Genomic DNA, 15,527 nt, shown 5'->3' on the forward strand with positions numbered 1-15,527 from the left:
TCCGATGATTTGTTGTACGGGCGAACGGCCGTTCGCCCCTCCAAACGATTTAATATTCGACCTTATTTAATCCACGATCCTTAGGTATTGCTGAATTCTGAGATGAAGTTGAACGCGAAGCCGAAGGGTTCCCGTTCAACTCTATAACCAAAACTAGACATGTCAACACTGACAGTGATTTTCCATTGCTTATAGCCAGGTTATTTTTGTGAAGGCTGCGCTCCGCGCAGCTCTCACGTTGCGATTCTTAAGACAGACGTGGTGATGTGATTTTTAGCCGATAGGTTTTTTTAGCAGATAGGGTAGCGTAGCAGATGACTCTTAGTCTTTTGGAATTGGCAAAACGGGGAGATGCAGCGGCGATCGCCAGCATCTTAACCGAAGCCTTACGGGCGTACCCGATTACGATTAGCGTCGATCGAGACGAAAAACGGTTGATCGTGGGTTTGTATGGCGTTGGGCTGCTCGATCAAACCACGCTGGTCGCCGCCGTTCACCGAGAATTACACCGTCTGGAGTTTGAATTTATTCGAGCCGTGCGAATTTTTGGCTACGGGACAGGTGACTTTGTCCCGCACTGGAGCCAGCGAATTCAGTTGGATCAACCATTCCCCGATCCATCCACCCCACCCGTCGCCACGTCCACCGATCCATCCTCCTTCTCGCCAGCCAGCCACCATCCAGATACCCATGAGACTAGTTCGACCGACGAAAACCCGGCTGTCAATGTGGACTATTTCATCGTCTGTGGTTTAGGTAGCCTGGGACAATATTGCGCCGTCAACTTAAAGAAATTTGCCACCGAAGAAGCCGATATTCACATCACTGCGATCGACAAAACCATGCCCGAAGACTGGGAAGTTGATGAATTGCCAGAGCTATTAGCCGGTAATTTAGTCATCGGCAATGGGTGCAGAGATGATGTGCTGCTGCAAGCCGGTATCCAACGCTGTCGCGCCATCTTGATTGTCACCAGCGATGAAAGTTGCAATATTGAAACGGCGATCGCTGCTCGTCGGCTGAATCCAACCATTCGCCTGGTCGTGCGATCGGCACGCAGCAACCTCAACCAATTGCTAAAACAACAACTGGGAAATTTAGTTGCGCTAGAACCGACCGAACTTCCTGCTCCCACCTTTGCGCTGGCTGGATTGGGCGAAGGGATTCTAGGATTATTCAATATTAATTTCCGCAAGGATAATGCTGAATTCACCTACCGTTTACGGGTCGTCGAGCAAACCGTTCAACCCCAAGATTATCGCTTCGACGGCTTCCCGGCATACAAATTACATCGTCGGACTCATCGGCTGATGACTTTTTCGAGTGCTACTTCGCATCTATCGGATTCTTCAGCCGTCATCCCCATTAGTGCTACCCGGTCTTTTTATCAATGGCATCCTGAAACTCGGGTGCAAGCAGGCGATCGCATTGCCTATGTGGAGTTAGTAGAAGCCCCAAGCACCACCCCTGCGACAGAGCCAGAACCTTCTGAAAAGCCCAGCCAGCGGCTACGCCAGATCCTCAAAACAGTGGTTTCTGGACAGTGGTGGAACCAGGTCAACGAATTTGGGCAATGGGTGCGATCGCAACGAACCCGCCAGATCATCAGCATTGGTGTAGTCACCGGATTGGGGCTGTGGATTATCGGAACGCTGTTATTGCGCGTCAATGTTCCCGGCATTAGCTGGAAAAAAGCCATGTCATCGGCTGTGATTTTGCTGTTGGGGGGCTATGGCGATGTGTTTGGGGGCTTAGACAACGATCCTGTTCCCGGTTGGGTGCAGCTGATTTGCTTGCTGATTACTAGCATCAGCCTCTTGTTTGTCGTGGGTGTTTTGGGGTTGATTGCTGATAGCTTGCTGAGTTCTCGATTCGATTTTTTTATGCGTCGCCCGCCCATTCCCAAAACTAACCATATCGTCCTGGTTGGCTTTGGCAGAGTTGGGCAGCAAGTTGCAGCCTTATTGCAAAGCTTCAACGAACCCGTCATTGCCATTATCGAGCAGTTAGAACCCGTCCGTTTCATACGTCATATGCCGCTCTTGGTGGGCGATCCGATTCGAGAACTGAACAAAGCGAATCTGCCCACCGCTCGGAGCATTATTGTGGTCACCGAAGACCAGATGGTCAACCTGGAAGCCGCACTGATTGCTAGAGATGCCGCACTACGAATCAACCGGGACATCGGGTTAGTCATTCGCACCTACGACCAACGCTTTAGCAACAACTTAATGAAACTATTGCCCGATGCTAAAGCTTTTTGTGCCTATGAATTATCGGCTGAAGCATTTGCCGGAGCTGCATTTGGCGAAAATATGCTGAGCCTATTCCGGTTAAATCACCAAACGATTTTGGTCGCGGAATATAACATCATCGAGGGTGATACGTTAGCCAATAAATTATTAGCACAGGTGGCTTACGGCTATGGGGTTGTGCCGATCTTTTATCAACGCGGCGGGCAATCGATGTTGATGGGCGATACCGCTGAAGTGTTTATGCCCCTGGATGATGTCCGGCTTCATGCAGGCGATCGCTTGATTGTGCTGGCATCAATCAACGGTCTGCGACGGATTGAACGCGGCGAACTTACTCCCCCTGGACGCTGGCAACTACAAGCCGGAAAACCGCTGAATTCATCTTTTAGCCACTACAGTGGCAACGACCTGGCAAGAATTTCGGGCTGCGGACTCGATCAAGCCAGAGCCTTTATGGAAAACCTACCCAGCACAATGGAATTGTTGCTTTACGATTATCAAGCACACCGGCTACTGCAAGAGCTGAGCAAACAACTGACCGTCACATTAACCCCTATTCTCTAGGGTGTGTTTTACAGCGCTTCTCGCTTAGATATGTTTAGATTTTTTGTGGTGTGCCGCGCGGAGCACGGCACACCACAAAAAATCTGTAGCTTAAGCCATTGAAAATAGCTGTAAAACTTGCTAAGGAATGGGAATTTAATACCTCCGATGATTTGTTGTACGGGCGAACGGCCGTTCGCCCCGCCAAACGATTCAATATTCGATCTGATTTAATCCACGATCCTAAGAGAGTTGTTTTTTCGTGCGCAAAGCGCACGAAAAAACAACTTTCAAAACAGATCCTAGCCCCTTACCCACCACCCTCCGAACTCCGCCCCATCAGCCGATTACATTTGGGGCTGGTATACTGCTCCAGTTGTTCTAACGTCACACCATTGCAAGACGTGATGTAGTACGTGCCATGCCAAAACGCTTCTTCGCAAGCCTCATCTAAACACGCCTTAAATTCCTTGCGAATCAGCCGACTGGAAACCGTCTTGAGGTTGTTGACCAGCTTACTTAATTGCACCTCTGGAGGAAAATCAATCAAAAGCTGAACGTGATTTTCATCTCCACAAAAACTTTCTAATTTGCAGCCCCATTTATCGCAAGTCGTCGCCAAAATTTCGTGAAGCCGCTCTTGCATCGTCTCTGTAATGACTTTGCAATGGTCTTTAGTCACAAGCACTAAATGAAACTTTAGGCTGTAAACGTTGCGATAGCCTTTGTTTGGCTGCATAGCGCTAAATTATCTATAATGTAAGAATGATACTAATCTACTCGTATCAAATCCACTAATCTTCTGTGTAGGATGCTACAAACCACAGAAGTTCTCGATCAATAGCCTGATGGGGTTGAATATTTACAGGTATGGCGATCGCCAGCCAGCTTAACTTAGAGCATGGGAAAACTTCACCGTAGCAAGGGAAGATTTCTCACACATCTTCTTAGGTTGCTGAGCGATCGCAAGCACTGGACACAACTGAGTTGTTTTTCAATCGTACAGTCAGCATCTTCGCATTACCCTGCAAAGATGCCCAGTTGAGCAACCTATTGTCAGGCGATCGCTGCCTCTACATCTACTTTAATTTTATCCGACCTGGCGAACAGGAGGCTTACTACTATGGACAACCCATCCTTCGAACTCACATTAGAACAACAGTTTCAAATGCGGCTGATGGAAGAAGCAGCCCAAGGCATGAGCTGTGATGAGTTGAAAGAACTTCTATTGAAATCGTCTCGGCTTTTGATGCTGAAAGATAACATCATTCGCGACCTGGTTAAGAAGACAATCTTGCAACCCATTGGCTAACCATTACTCACCATGAATACTTGCACCTGGGTGCGTTCTGCCGTGCAGGACGCACCTTAGTTTCATAGGGCTCAGATTCACACAACACGTCTGGATTCAAATCAGCCCGTGATCAAGCAACTTTTTGGGACTGCGGTTGAGGGGATGGCATATATAGCGATCCTAAATCCGGTGTGAAAGCGCCCGCCCTTCGGGCGGGCGCTTTCACACCGAATCATTTTCACAGATCAAATAGGATTGCTATAGAAGCAGGTATCGCTGAAGTCTAAATAAAAACTAAGCTTTCCCCAGCACTTACTTAGCGGGTGATTATACTGAACTATTCTGCCTAATCATCTCATAAGGGATCTTAAGCAGAAATTTTCCACCTAATCACCGTATATGGGATCTTAGGCAGAAATTTTCCGCCTACTATCTCGTTTTAGGATCTTAGGCAGAAATTTTCCGCCTACTAATAGTTAGGTTTCCGAATCTTATATCTTAATAATCGGAGGCAAAACAGGAGCCATATACGTGCATCAAGCATTCTCGACACTGCTCAATGAAAAAATTGCAGTTTTCATATACTCGTTTAGTGCTTCCGCTCGCCAGATTTTTGTTGATCCAACGACTGGAAGGTTATTCCACCCTGGAGAATATGGCACCTATCGTGAGGGGCTTCTTCGTGACTTTCTTAGAATTTGTATCCCTGCCCGTCTTGATATAGGTACTGGCTTCCTAATAAATGCTTCAGGTGATATCTCAACCCAAGCAGATATAGTTATTTACGATAAATCTGCAATACCACAAATTGAATCAATCGAACATCAGCGTTTCTTTCCTGTTGAAGGGGTTTGTGCAGTAGGTGAAGTGAAGAGCCATTTATCAAAGAGTAAACTAAAAGAAGCATTAAATAAGCTCGCTCGTGTAAAAGCAAAAGCTGATATTGTCTCTTCCAATGCATTCATTCATCGAGATCGTGCAGTTGCTACAAAACCTTTTAATCGCACAAATGTATTCTATGACCAGCTTATTTCTTTTCTTGTATGCGAAAAGTTTGACTTTGACGTAAGCTCTCTTGCTACTGAAGTTTCAAGTTGGTATGAAAACGATATCGAGAATCATCATAAACATAATATAGTGCTCAGCGTATCAGACGGATTGCTGCTGTATGTTGACGCAAATAAAAAATCTTGGATGTACCCATCTACAGACAGATATCCAGTGAAGAATAGATTTATTCAACCCACCGAAAATCCTATTATTCATTTTCACTTCTTTTGCAGTTATATGTATTCAGCTACCACTAGTGCAACTATTTTATTCCCAGAGATGACAGCATATATGCCACCAACTATTGGCGGGCTTAATTATGATGAGTCGTAAATCTAATGCTAATATCCAACAAATAGGAAATATGAAACCTAACAAATGCGCTGCACTGGAACGCTCTAAAACGTCGGTTGGGCTGTGAAGTTTTTCTGCGTCCAGTGAGCGCAACCGTTAGGTTTCGCGAACTCAATGGATAGAAGATTGTGGCACACTAAAGCTATCTTTGAGAAGAATTCATGAAAGCAATTGTATGTACAAGGTATGGATCTCCTGATGCTATGCAGCTTAAGGAGGTAGAGAAACCTACTCCCAAAGAAAACGAGGTGCTAATTAAAATATATGCGACAACAGTAACGTCAGCAGACATACGCATCCGAAAGGCTGACCCATTCCCGATAAGATTTTTCTACGGTTTCACAAGACCTAAAAACAACACGATACTAGGGTCGGAGCTAGCCGGGGAAATTGAAGCTGTTGGTAAAAATGTAAAACAATTCAAATCAGGTGACACAGTATTTGCTGGTGCAGGAATCAGTTTTGGTGCAAATGCTGAGTACATTTGTCTGCCTGAAGAAGGAGCGATCGCGATCAAACCTAGCAATATGACTTATGAGGAAGCTGCTGCTATTCCTTTTGGGGCAACAACCTCATTGATTTTCCTGAGAGATAAGGGAAAGATTCAGAGCGGACAGGATGTTTTGATCTATGGGGCTTCTGGAGCGGTAGGTATGGCTGCCGTGCAGCTTGCCAAATTCTTTGGGGCACAAGTGACTGGGGTATGTAGCACAGCGAAGTTGGAATTAGTGAAGTCTCTGGGGGCTGACCATGTTATTGACTATACCAGAGAAGATTTTACTCAAAGCGGTAAGACCTACGATATTATTTTTGACACAAGTGGCAAAAGTCCATTTTCAGGTTGTCTAAGCTCACTAAAAAGCAATGGACTCTATCTCAGAGCAGTTCACATAAATCTATCTCCGATATTCCGGGGGCTGTGGACTTCAATAACAAGCAGCAAGAAAGTAATAGGTGGGGTAGCGATCGAGCGTAAAGAAGACCTGATTTTCCTCAAAGAGTTAATTGAGATGGGGAGGATGAAGTCGGTCATAGACAGGCGTTATCCACTAGAACAGACTGCCGAGGCTCACAGGTACGTCGAACAAGGACACAAGAAAGGAAATGTCGTCATTACTGTGGAGCAAAGCAACAAAATCTAACATAATCGTGCTGCACCAGAACGTTCAATAGGGTCTATTGATGTTCAAAACTTGTTTGCGTTCGGTGAGCGCGAACGTTAGGTGGCTTGAGTCATTGGTGTTGGCAGTACTTGGAACTTGTTTGTTGGATTCATTAAACTTAAAAAGTTGAGTCAGCCCATCCTTAGATGGCTCTGAAGCTATGGCATTTGAATTAGATCATCTCTTTATCTGGACTGACATTGGAGCTTACGAAGCTGAGCGTCTAGTATCGTTTGGTTTGGTGGAGGGAACCTCTAATACGCATCCTGGGCAGGGCACAACCAATCGCCGTTTCTTTTTTCATAACGCAATGTTGGAGTTGTTGTGGGTTCATGATCCAGAAGAGGCAAGGTCTGAGCTAATTCGTCCCACTCGTCTTTGGGAGCGATGGATGCATCGGAACGATGGTGCATGTCCATTTGGGCTCTGTTTGCGTCCGGTCATAGGTTCTGTTGACACAGTTGCATTTTCCAGTTGGGCATATCACCCACCTTATTTGCCTGAAACAATGAGTATTGCGGTGGGAAAGAATAGTGATGTATTGACTGAGCCATGGCTGTTTCAGACTCCATTTGGTCAACGTCCAGATCAATATCCTGTTGAGAAGTCACAACCTCTTGGTCATAGTATTGGTTTACGCGAAATTACTCGTGTAGAGTTGGTCAGCCCTGCTGCAAATAATTTGTCACCCGAACTTCAAGCAGTGGTCAATACAAAACAGATAAAGCTACGGGTAGGAACAGAGTACTTTATAGAGCTTGGGTTTGATGGAGAAATACAAGGGAAACAGGTAGATTTCCGACCTCAGTTGCCGCTTATGATGAGTTGGTAGCGTAAAGTCGCCACCTAATATCGCGCTGTACTGAAATGTATCAACATGGTCAATTGAGTTGCAAAGGTTATCTGCATCCGGTGAGCTTGGTTATTATGTTACAGAGCGATCGCTTGAGGCAGTGGCAATCGTCTTTACTAGCAAGCCTTTAGGTTTCTCCTATACTGAAAAAGACTGCAAACTGATTTAACAGTTAGACAGAGGTGAAGTATGATCGCTCTACGACTAGCCGATCTCTTTTGCATAAGAGCAATGGGTGTCTTCTTTGCTTCAGTGGGTGGAATACTTTTAGTTCAGTTTCCCTCATACTATCGCTCAGAGGCTGCATTTGAAGCTAACAAAGTTTCTGTAGCTGGAACCGTTGTTGAAACGAGAGAAAGGAAAGAATATTCAGGGGGTGGTGGAATTGCTCCACTGACAGTCACAACAAAATATGTCTCAACAGTAGAGTTTCAGACCCATCAAGGTGATTCGGTCGAAATCGAAGGTGCTTCTCAAACGTTTGTACATGATACGCGTAGTGAATGGGTGAAAGTTCCGGTACGAGCTAGCAAACCTGGGTAGAAGTTTTGGTGACGGTGACGGGAACATAAACCCCAACGCAGCGGACGGGCGAGAGTTGTTGGTGCTTAATTTGCCGCCGCTATGTTTTGCCGTTAGGCTGTCTACCTTGCGGATTGGGCAGTATATTGAAGTGTCTGTTAATTGATCAAGCTTGAGTGCAGTCAAACACTGTATCTTAGGTGAAGGTAGTTTGTAGATCCTTACAGGCGTGGAAAAAGTCTTGATTATTACAGGTGCTAGCCGTGGCATTGGTGCAGCTACTGCCTGTCTTGCTGCTGAGCAAGGTTATGCTGTTTGTGTCAATTATCTTCACAACCAAGAGTCCGCTAACAGTATTGTCAATTCCATTAAACAAATTGGAGGTAGAGCGATCGCCGTCGCTGCTGATGTTGCCTGCGAGAATGACGTGATTCACCTATTTCAAATGGTGGATGAACAATTAGGAAAGGTGACTGCTCTTGTCAATAATGCTGGAATTCTAGAACAGCAGATGCGAGTAGAGAATATTAATGCGGCTCGGCTGAACCGAGTCTTTGCAACAAACATTACTGGCAGTTTTCTATGTGCACGAGAAGCGGTTAAACGAATGTCTACCAGACGAGGTGGAGCCGGAGGAGCGATCGTTAATGTTTCATCGGCGGCTTCTCGGTTAGGTTCTGCTGGTGAATACGTAGATTATGCCGCTTCTAAAGGTGCGATCGATACGATGACGATTGGGTTAGCTAAAGAAGTGGCGGATGAAGGCATTCGTGTCAATGCGGTACGTCCAGGTTTTATTTACACTGATATTCATGCCAGTGGTGGTGAACCAAATCGGGTTGAGCGAGTTAAAGAGAGTATCCCCATGAAGCGAGGTGGGCAAGCCATTGAAGTTGCAAAAGCAATTTTGTGGTTATTGTCGTCTGAGGCTTCGTATACCACAGGTTCATTTATTGATGTTGCAGGAGGTAAGTAACCGCTGCCTAACCAATGCATGCACTGGTTCGATGACTATCCCTTATACTCAGTTTGTGTGATCTGCAACCGCTGACCCAAACCGTGAGCTGGCTCTATCCCATCTGTGGGACATGCACAAAGCTTCCCTGTTTTCTAAAAGCTCTTTACATAACCTCACTGTTAAAGGACATAGCTAAGTCATCCTTGATTGATAAGTGCGATCGCTGAACAAAACTTTACGAAAATTGTATGAAGTCTATGTGATCTTCCTGGACAAGAATCAGTAAACAGAACGAATGATCGTCCCCAATTGGGCACACTATAAGTAGCCATTGCTGGAAATAGCCCCAAATCATGAGCACAACAACGATCAGTCTCCGATCTGCCCTACAAAATCTTCCTGAGAACGCTCCAGAAGCAGTTATTGATCTAAATTTCGCAACTCAGCTTTTAGGGGCGTTAGGGTTTCAGACCCAAGAAATTCATCCGCAATATCCTGATGGCGGTGGAAAATTTGTTGATAGAGCTGCCCGAAAAACTGTTGGAGATGATGTATTCTTACATACTCGATCTAACCCATATCTTTTGCTGGAGCTGAAAGGAAGAGACATAAACTTGTCCGAAGGGACAATGCAATATCACAGCACAGTTCGCCAAATCAAACAATATTTACTTGCGCCTAATTGTCAGTCAGCACAATGGGGAATTATTACTAACTCATGTCATATTCAACTCTTTCGAAAGCATGGGAAAGTGATCTTTCCAGCAACTCAATGTCTTGCTCTCAATGAAGAGAATATTGATACAATCATTGCTTTAATTCGAAAAAAGATCGAAAAACCAGCTAAAGCTTTAACGATAGCAATTTATAACAATAAAGGGGGTGTTGGTAAGACAACAACAACAGTTAATCTGGCGGGCATTTTGACGCTTGCAGGCAAAAAAGTTTTAGCGATCGATTTTGATCCAAACCAACAAGATTTGACTAGCTCATTAGGTCTATCTCTAAGCGAGGGTAGTGTACTAAAAGCATTAACAGAAAGGAGTGTAGAACTCCAAAGCGCTGCTCACACCTATGCATTCCCGTTGAAAAAGGCAAATAGAGAGTTGAGATTTGACGTAATCACAGCCGATCGAGAACTGATGGATGCGCCTGAGAATCTCTTACGTAATCGTCTAAAACGTAACACCCTTTACCGCAATTTGGAATTCTCAAGGCAAGAATATGATTATATTTTGATAGATTCGCCACCGAACTGGCGAGTATTTAGTCAACTCGCCGTCTATGCAGCAGATGTTGTTCTGATTCCCACAAAGCACAACAACCTTTTTTCTATTGAAAACGCGGCAACTGCAATCAAAAAGTTTATTCCCGAAGTACAGACTGAGAAAGGTGACGGCAGTCCTATTGCGTTACCTATATTTTTTAATGGAGAGAAGATTACTTCACCGCAGCGAGAGGCAGCACAGAAAGAAATTCATAGCCTTATCAAGACAGCCAAAAGTGATGGATTTAACCTACAGCCTTATTTCTACCCAAGATATACGAATTCTAGAAAGGATCTCCACATTTTTGAATTACCTGGCTATGCAAATATTGCAAGTTCAGCATTCTCGCGTGTCCCAGCAGTTTATCGGGATCGATCAGCTCTCGAGTATTACAAGAATTTAGCGAAGGAGTATTTTCTACAATGAGTAGTCTTACCGATATTGGGAATTTGATGCATCTCTATTTAGATGAGATTGATCCAGGCAAAGGAACTGAGGCTCCTAAGTTTTTGATTCAAGCATCCGCCCATTTGCTTAATCAAAAAGGGGGGCGAAATTGGATTCCAGTGATTGTCAAAGAAACAGGTGAAGACAAATACGAAGTCATTGGTAATTCCTTCATCTATGCGGTTGCAGAGGAAGCCGGTTTAGAGCGGGTTTGGTGTATTATTGCTGATGATAGTGATGATACAGCTGAAATTACTAGAGTACTGGCAAGTGAAGTAACCCCAAAAATCAATCTATCCAAGGCATCTAGAGATGAAATTGCGGCAGCATTAGAATACTTGGTCGAACAACCAGGAAGTATTCTCAAAACCATTAAACCTGCTGTGGCAACTAACCGAATTGATGAAGCACCTCGACAATATTGGAAAACATTTGATCCGATTGTGAATCTAAAATGCGGCATTACTAAAGGTAAAAAGCTAGATGCACTCAAACAAGTGTTTTATCTAACTCCACAACCGATGCCCGATACCATCACGGATGCCGAGATTCTGAAAACTATGTCAACGACTGAACTCAAAGCAATGGCGAAAAAACGCGGGATTGCTAGCAGTAAAATGAAAAAAGAGGATCTGGTTGCAGCACTCAGCAAAGGTTCAAATTGATCGATGAATGGGCGATTTGAGCGAGCATCTAGCGAACACAATCACTTTTTTACGGAGTGGAATCAATTCGGGCGGCTTGAAGAACGGACTTGTCGCCCGGTGGTTGATGGTAAGCGAATCACCCCGAGCGAATTAGGGGTAACCCTATCATTTTTTATCGATGGAGTCGATGACCCTGTTGGTCGCTTTAGCTACTTTGATCTCAATCCCCGTAATCGTTCTGCGGAGTTTGGCTATATGGTTAGTCCGCAATTTAGAAGGCGGGGCATTGGTTTCAAAATGTTGGCTTTAGGCATCAGTCATTTGTTTGCTACGACTGATTTAAATAAGCTGTACTGTCAAACAGGTGCATTTAATGTTGCGTCAATTAAGCTGCTTGAAAGACTTGGGTTCCACAAAGATGGGGTATTGCGAGAGCACCATGAATTAGATGGCAAGCTGTGGGACGACTACGTTTACAGCATGTTGCGTTGTGAATGGAAAACAATCATGCATCACTGATTGAGTCTATCAAATTTAGTGTGGGTGCTGCACTTCGTGTAGCACCCACACTAAATTTCAAGAGTCCTGTTAGCCTTAGATAGACACAAAAACGCTGTCAGCCGTATCAATCAAAGCGTTAGCTCTGACCCCTCTGAGGGTCGCTAAGGTTTCTTCGCCAAACTGAAGTACAGTAGTTGCACCCATTGCAACAATTACCAGATCATCAATCGTAAGACCGCCTGCCAGGGCAATTTTGTCGCTATTCAGTCTGAAGTCAACAATGGTATCGCCACCATCACCTGCTTGTAAAACAAAGGTATCTGACCCATGACCTCCTTCCATGCGATCGCTACCCAGTCCACCCCAAATCAGGTCATCGCCACCATCACCCCAGATTTGATCGTTGTCGGCATCGCCATAGAGCTTATCATTACCGCCCTTACCCCCTATGCGATCGCGACCTGCACCACCGTAAATGATGTCGTCATCGCCTACATTCAGACTACCTGACACTCGATTGAGGTCACCTCGCAAGGTGTCGTTGCCATCCCCACCATAGATGACATCAGTGCCCAACCCTCCGGCAACGATGTCATCTCCAGCATCAGCAACAATAAAGTCTCTGCCATCTCCTGTGATAATGCGATCCCTACCTGCCGTGCCTTCAGTGGGTACAGCAATTTCAAACAGTGAAGTTGTTCCACTCGCTTCATTGGCAACTACCAGCATAGGATTGCCTGTAGGACTGTCTGCGGCGGCGATGAAGGTGAGTCCTTCAGGTGCAAAATCGGCACCGGGCGCAAAGCCAAAGGCACTGTTGTAGTTAATGTATTGGACAAAGGTGGGAGCAGATGGATTGGATACGTCATAGACCATGACACCGCCAATCCGTTCTAGACCGATAAACGCATAGGGATGTCCATTGACCACACCAATCGTTATACCTTCGGGTTCAGGTCCTTTGTTATCGCTGCGGCTATCAAAGGTATCCGCTGAGCCTTGCGAGTTAAAAGCTTCTGGAAAGAGTGTAGCGGTCAGTTGCTCAAATTGATCGCCACTGTCAAACACCAGATTACCCTGGGTATCCCAAATCGAAAAGGATCGTCCACCAAAGGCATAGAGCTGATCGTAGTCGCCATCACCATCCAGATCGCCCTTGGTGGTGGTTACGGTCAAGCGTCCCAAGACATCATCTGCCTGCAACACATCGGCATTGGGAAATGCAGTCGGGTCGAGGTCAAGGTCTTTGATCCGCTCTTCTTCAGCAAATCCATCATAATCACGGGCATCGCCTTCGTTGGCTGTGATCAGGTAGGTCGTACCATCGACGCTGAAGGATGCTATACCATCAGGTTGATACATCCCAAAGATAGGATAGTTTTGAATATTGATTGCATCATCGCGATCGCTAGCATCTAAACCATTTATCGGTGCAGTCTTGATCAATCCCAACACGATCGGTTCTGCATTGGGGTCAGGGATAAAGGTACCTGTGGTTGGGTCGATGGTAATTCCGGCTACCCCAAAGTCATTGTCATTGAGAACTGCAATGGTATTTTCGTCGATTAAGGTCAACCCTTCTACCTTTTCGACAGTGTTATAGCCTGCTTTTGCCAGATCAACATGAAGTTGTTTTTGAATCGGTACGATGCCGACAGACGCTAGTTCTTCAGCCGTCATCTGGTCAACGGTTTTAGAAATACCATTGCCCAAATCAATAGGTTCAGAGACGTTAGAGATATCGGTTGCACCACTCAGGTCAAAGCGATAGACTTTCTTTTCAATTTGGCTGAGGGCATCACTATCGATCGCATCATCATCTCGTTCGACTACCAAAAATTCGCTATTGCCAATGGCAACTGCATCACCAATCTTGTCGGCACGGCTATTGCCCGCACCACCCAAATTGGGATTGTCCATGGTGTAAAGGAACTGACGGGTATTTCCTGTTTCTGGGTCAAACTCAACCACACGAATATTTTGCAAACCGTTGAGGGTACCATTGCTGGTGCTGGTGGGATTGCGCAGGGGACTTTGGACGAAAGCATAGAGTTTGCCATCTTGATACGCGATCGCCTCAAAGCCTCGGTTTTGGCGACGTTGAGCCAGGACAGCAGGCAACACTTCTGTCCCAAAGGTGCCTGCGGCTGCACCAACGGCGGCAGCGGTTCCTTCAGGCACAAAGCGATCGAGCAGCACGCCGCTAGCATCAAAGTGGTAAATGGCAGGACGATATTCATCCACCATCCAAAAGCTACCGTCTTCAGCAACGACAATGCCTTCCAGATCAGCTCCTAGCGGATCAAGCGGGAGAGTGTTGCCATATAAATCTACAGGGACTTCATCATTGTAGGCTGTATTGCCTGTGCCACCGACGATGGTGGTATTGGGCAAACCCGTTAGCAGTTCGCCCGGTGCCGTCTGTAGTTGAATGCGCTGGGTAATGCTAAGTTGTCCGGTGCTTTGATCAAGTTCAAAGCGGATAATTTCAGGCGCAAAGTCAGGCAGCAAAAAGGGGCGGTTTGATCCGGTCGGTTCGCCATTGGGACCCCGATCTGTATGGGTAACAAACTTCAGGTTGCCATCTGCGGTATACCCTTCGAAAAATAGCCCAGAAAAGCCACCCAGGAGAATGTCTTGTCCGCCAGTTGTGGTGCCTAATGTCGGCATGTCGGTAAACTCGTAAGTCTCCAGACTGGTTGACGTCACAGCGTTGTGATCTTTGTAGCCCAGAGGCAGGATATCAGTTACGGTTGCCGTGGCGATATCGACTACGGCGATCGCATTATTTTCTTGCAACGTCACCCAGGCTGTAGCACCGTCTTCAGAAATGGTAATGTATTCGGGTTCTACGTCTTGTGCAACGGTAGCATTGGGTCCAAAAAAACGGATCCCCGCAACTTCTAACGACGCTTGCAGATCGTTAAACGCTGCGAAGCTGGCTGTAGCAACACTGGCGTTTGTTACGCCGTCTGTTAGATCAATGATGCTGATCGATCCTTCTGGATCAATTGTGTAATCATCGTTGGGTTCACCCTCGTTTGCAGTTAATACCTTAGTGCCGTCAGGGCTAAAGGTAATCATGTCGGGTAATGCACCGACACTAACGACATTTAACACGGTGCCGTTGGTGTCTACAAATACGACTTGACCTGCATCTGTTTTTTCGTCGCCTTCAACGGCGATCGCTACGATCCCATCTCGCACAGCAACGCTATTCGCACCGCCTCCATAAGCTGCAATGTCAATAATGCCAATTTGAGTTGGATTAAGTGGATCGTTAATATCTAAAATTTGTAATTCGGTACCCCCCGAAATTAAAAATAACCGTTGGGTTGTAGGGTCGTGGGCAACAATTTCAGCACCACTACCGACAAATGTTCCAATCGGAAACAGTTGGGCTGTACTCATAAATAAACTCTCCTGATAAATGAATGAATGCGATTCGCAGCCATCGGAAAAATAAGCTTGCTTTCCCCCTCACTCCCTTGGGATCGTGGATTGAATAAACCCGAAGATTTATGTGTGGAAGCGCGGCGTCGCCGCGCTTCCACACTTAGAGCGAGTAAAACCCCCTCCACCCCCTCTAAAACGTTTAAGTTGGTGTACTACCGGTTCTAGCCGAGCGCAAAGCGCCATACCCCAAAAGGGATAGGTTCAGTAGTTTCCGTG

12 protein-coding genes are annotated in these 15,527 nt (G+C 45.8%); 10 read left to right on the top strand and 2 right to left on the bottom strand.

Going from position 1 to position 15,527, the window contains the following annotated elements; all coding sequences use genetic code 11:
- The first annotated feature begins 314 nt into the window (after positions 1–314).
- Positions 315–2,819 (top strand): NAD-binding protein, encoded by a 2,505-nt coding sequence (locus tag ACR6Z4_RS17300; RefSeq protein WP_479718551.1) that lies wholly within the window; start codon positions 315–317, stop codon positions 2,817–2,819.
- Positions 2,820–3,108: 289 nt separating this feature from the next.
- Here ACR6Z4_RS17300 and tnpA read toward each other — a convergent pair whose 3' ends face one another.
- Entirely contained in the window at positions 3,109–3,537 is a 429-nt protein-coding gene (tnpA, locus tag ACR6Z4_RS17305) for an IS200/IS605 family transposase (protein WP_479718552.1), read from the bottom strand.
- Between the two features lie 384 nt (positions 3,538–3,921).
- Between tnpA and ACR6Z4_RS17310 the strand changes: the two genes are divergently transcribed.
- The 9 genes from ACR6Z4_RS17310 (at position 3,922) to ACR6Z4_RS17350 (ending at position 11,873) form a co-directional block, all read left to right on the top strand.
- Positions 3,922–4,110 carry an NblA/ycf18 family protein gene (locus tag ACR6Z4_RS17310; protein WP_479718553.1) on the top strand — a complete coding sequence of 63 codons (189 nt, stop codon included), beginning with the start codon at positions 3,922–3,924 and terminating at the stop codon, positions 4,108–4,110.
- 513 nt (positions 4,111–4,623) lie between these two features.
- Positions 4,624–5,475 (top strand): DUF6602 domain-containing protein, encoded by an 852-nt coding sequence (locus ACR6Z4_RS17315; RefSeq protein ID WP_479718554.1) that lies wholly within the window; start codon positions 4,624–4,626, stop codon positions 5,473–5,475.
- A gap of 182 nt (positions 5,476–5,657) precedes the next feature.
- Positions 5,658–6,638 carry an NAD(P)-dependent alcohol dehydrogenase gene (locus ACR6Z4_RS17320; protein WP_479718555.1) on the top strand — a complete coding sequence of 327 codons (981 nt, stop codon included), beginning with the start codon at positions 5,658–5,660 and terminating at the stop codon, positions 6,636–6,638.
- A 181-nt stretch (positions 6,639–6,819) separates the two neighbouring features.
- A complete protein-coding gene (locus ACR6Z4_RS17325; RefSeq protein WP_479718556.1) occupies positions 6,820–7,491 on the top strand; it encodes a hypothetical protein in 672 nt (223 codons plus the stop codon).
- A 252-nt stretch (positions 7,492–7,743) separates the two neighbouring features.
- Entirely contained in the window at positions 7,744–8,055 is a 312-nt protein-coding gene (locus ACR6Z4_RS17330) for a hypothetical protein (RefSeq protein ID WP_479718557.1), read from the top strand.
- Positions 8,056–8,263: 208 nt separating this feature from the next.
- A complete protein-coding gene (locus ACR6Z4_RS17335) occupies positions 8,264–9,010 on the top strand; it encodes an SDR family oxidoreductase (protein ID WP_479718558.1) in 747 nt (248 codons plus the stop codon).
- A 335-nt stretch (positions 9,011–9,345) separates the two neighbouring features.
- Entirely contained in the window at positions 9,346–10,686 is a 1,341-nt protein-coding gene (locus ACR6Z4_RS17340; protein ID WP_479718559.1) for a ParA family protein, read from the top strand.
- Positions 10,683–11,372 carry a Rho termination factor N-terminal domain-containing protein gene (locus ACR6Z4_RS17345; protein ID WP_479718560.1) on the top strand — a complete coding sequence of 230 codons (690 nt, stop codon included), beginning with the start codon at positions 10,683–10,685 and terminating at the stop codon, positions 11,370–11,372. The genes ACR6Z4_RS17340 and ACR6Z4_RS17345 overlap by 4 nt, the downstream gene beginning before the upstream one ends.
- Positions 11,373–11,375: 3 nt before the next feature.
- On the top strand, positions 11,376–11,873 hold the full coding sequence (locus ACR6Z4_RS17350; RefSeq protein WP_479718561.1) for a GNAT family N-acetyltransferase: 498 nt from the start codon (positions 11,376–11,378) through the stop codon (positions 11,871–11,873).
- A 75-nt stretch (positions 11,874–11,948) separates the two neighbouring features.
- Here ACR6Z4_RS17350 and ACR6Z4_RS17355 read toward each other — a convergent pair whose 3' ends face one another.
- Positions 11,949–15,266 carry a choice-of-anchor I family protein gene (locus tag ACR6Z4_RS17355; RefSeq protein ID WP_479718562.1) on the bottom strand — a complete coding sequence of 1,106 codons (3,318 nt, stop codon included), beginning with the start codon at positions 15,264–15,266 and terminating at the stop codon, positions 11,949–11,951.
- Between the last annotated feature and the right edge of the window lie 261 nt (positions 15,267–15,527).

The organism is Calyptranema fuscum S582 (assembly GCF_055793305.1).

Bases quoted from the DNA above. Each gene is read 5' to 3' on its own strand.
- ACR6Z4_RS17300 (WP_479718551.1), top strand. From the start codon at position 315: ATGACTCTTAGTCTTTTGGAATTGGCAAAACGGGGAGATGCAGCGGCG.
- tnpA (WP_479718552.1), bottom strand. From the start codon at position 3,537: ATGCAGCCAAACAAAGGCTATCGCAACGTTTACAGCCTAAAGTTTCAT.
- ACR6Z4_RS17310 (WP_479718553.1), top strand. From the start codon at position 3,922: ATGGACAACCCATCCTTCGAACTCACATTAGAACAACAGTTTCAAATG.
- ACR6Z4_RS17320 (WP_479718555.1), top strand. From the start codon at position 5,658: ATGAAAGCAATTGTATGTACAAGGTATGGATCTCCTGATGCTATGCAG.
- ACR6Z4_RS17325 (WP_479718556.1), top strand. From the start codon at position 6,820: ATGGCATTTGAATTAGATCATCTCTTTATCTGGACTGACATTGGAGCT.
- ACR6Z4_RS17330 (WP_479718557.1), top strand. From the start codon at position 7,744: ATGGGTGTCTTCTTTGCTTCAGTGGGTGGAATACTTTTAGTTCAGTTT.
- ACR6Z4_RS17340 (WP_479718559.1), top strand. From the start codon at position 9,346: ATGAGCACAACAACGATCAGTCTCCGATCTGCCCTACAAAATCTTCCT.
- ACR6Z4_RS17345 (WP_479718560.1), top strand. From the start codon at position 10,683: ATGAGTAGTCTTACCGATATTGGGAATTTGATGCATCTCTATTTAGAT.
- ACR6Z4_RS17350 (WP_479718561.1), top strand. From the start codon at position 11,376: ATGAATGGGCGATTTGAGCGAGCATCTAGCGAACACAATCACTTTTTT.
- ACR6Z4_RS17355 (WP_479718562.1), bottom strand. From the start codon at position 15,266: ATGAGTACAGCCCAACTGTTTCCGATTGGAACATTTGTCGGTAGTGGT.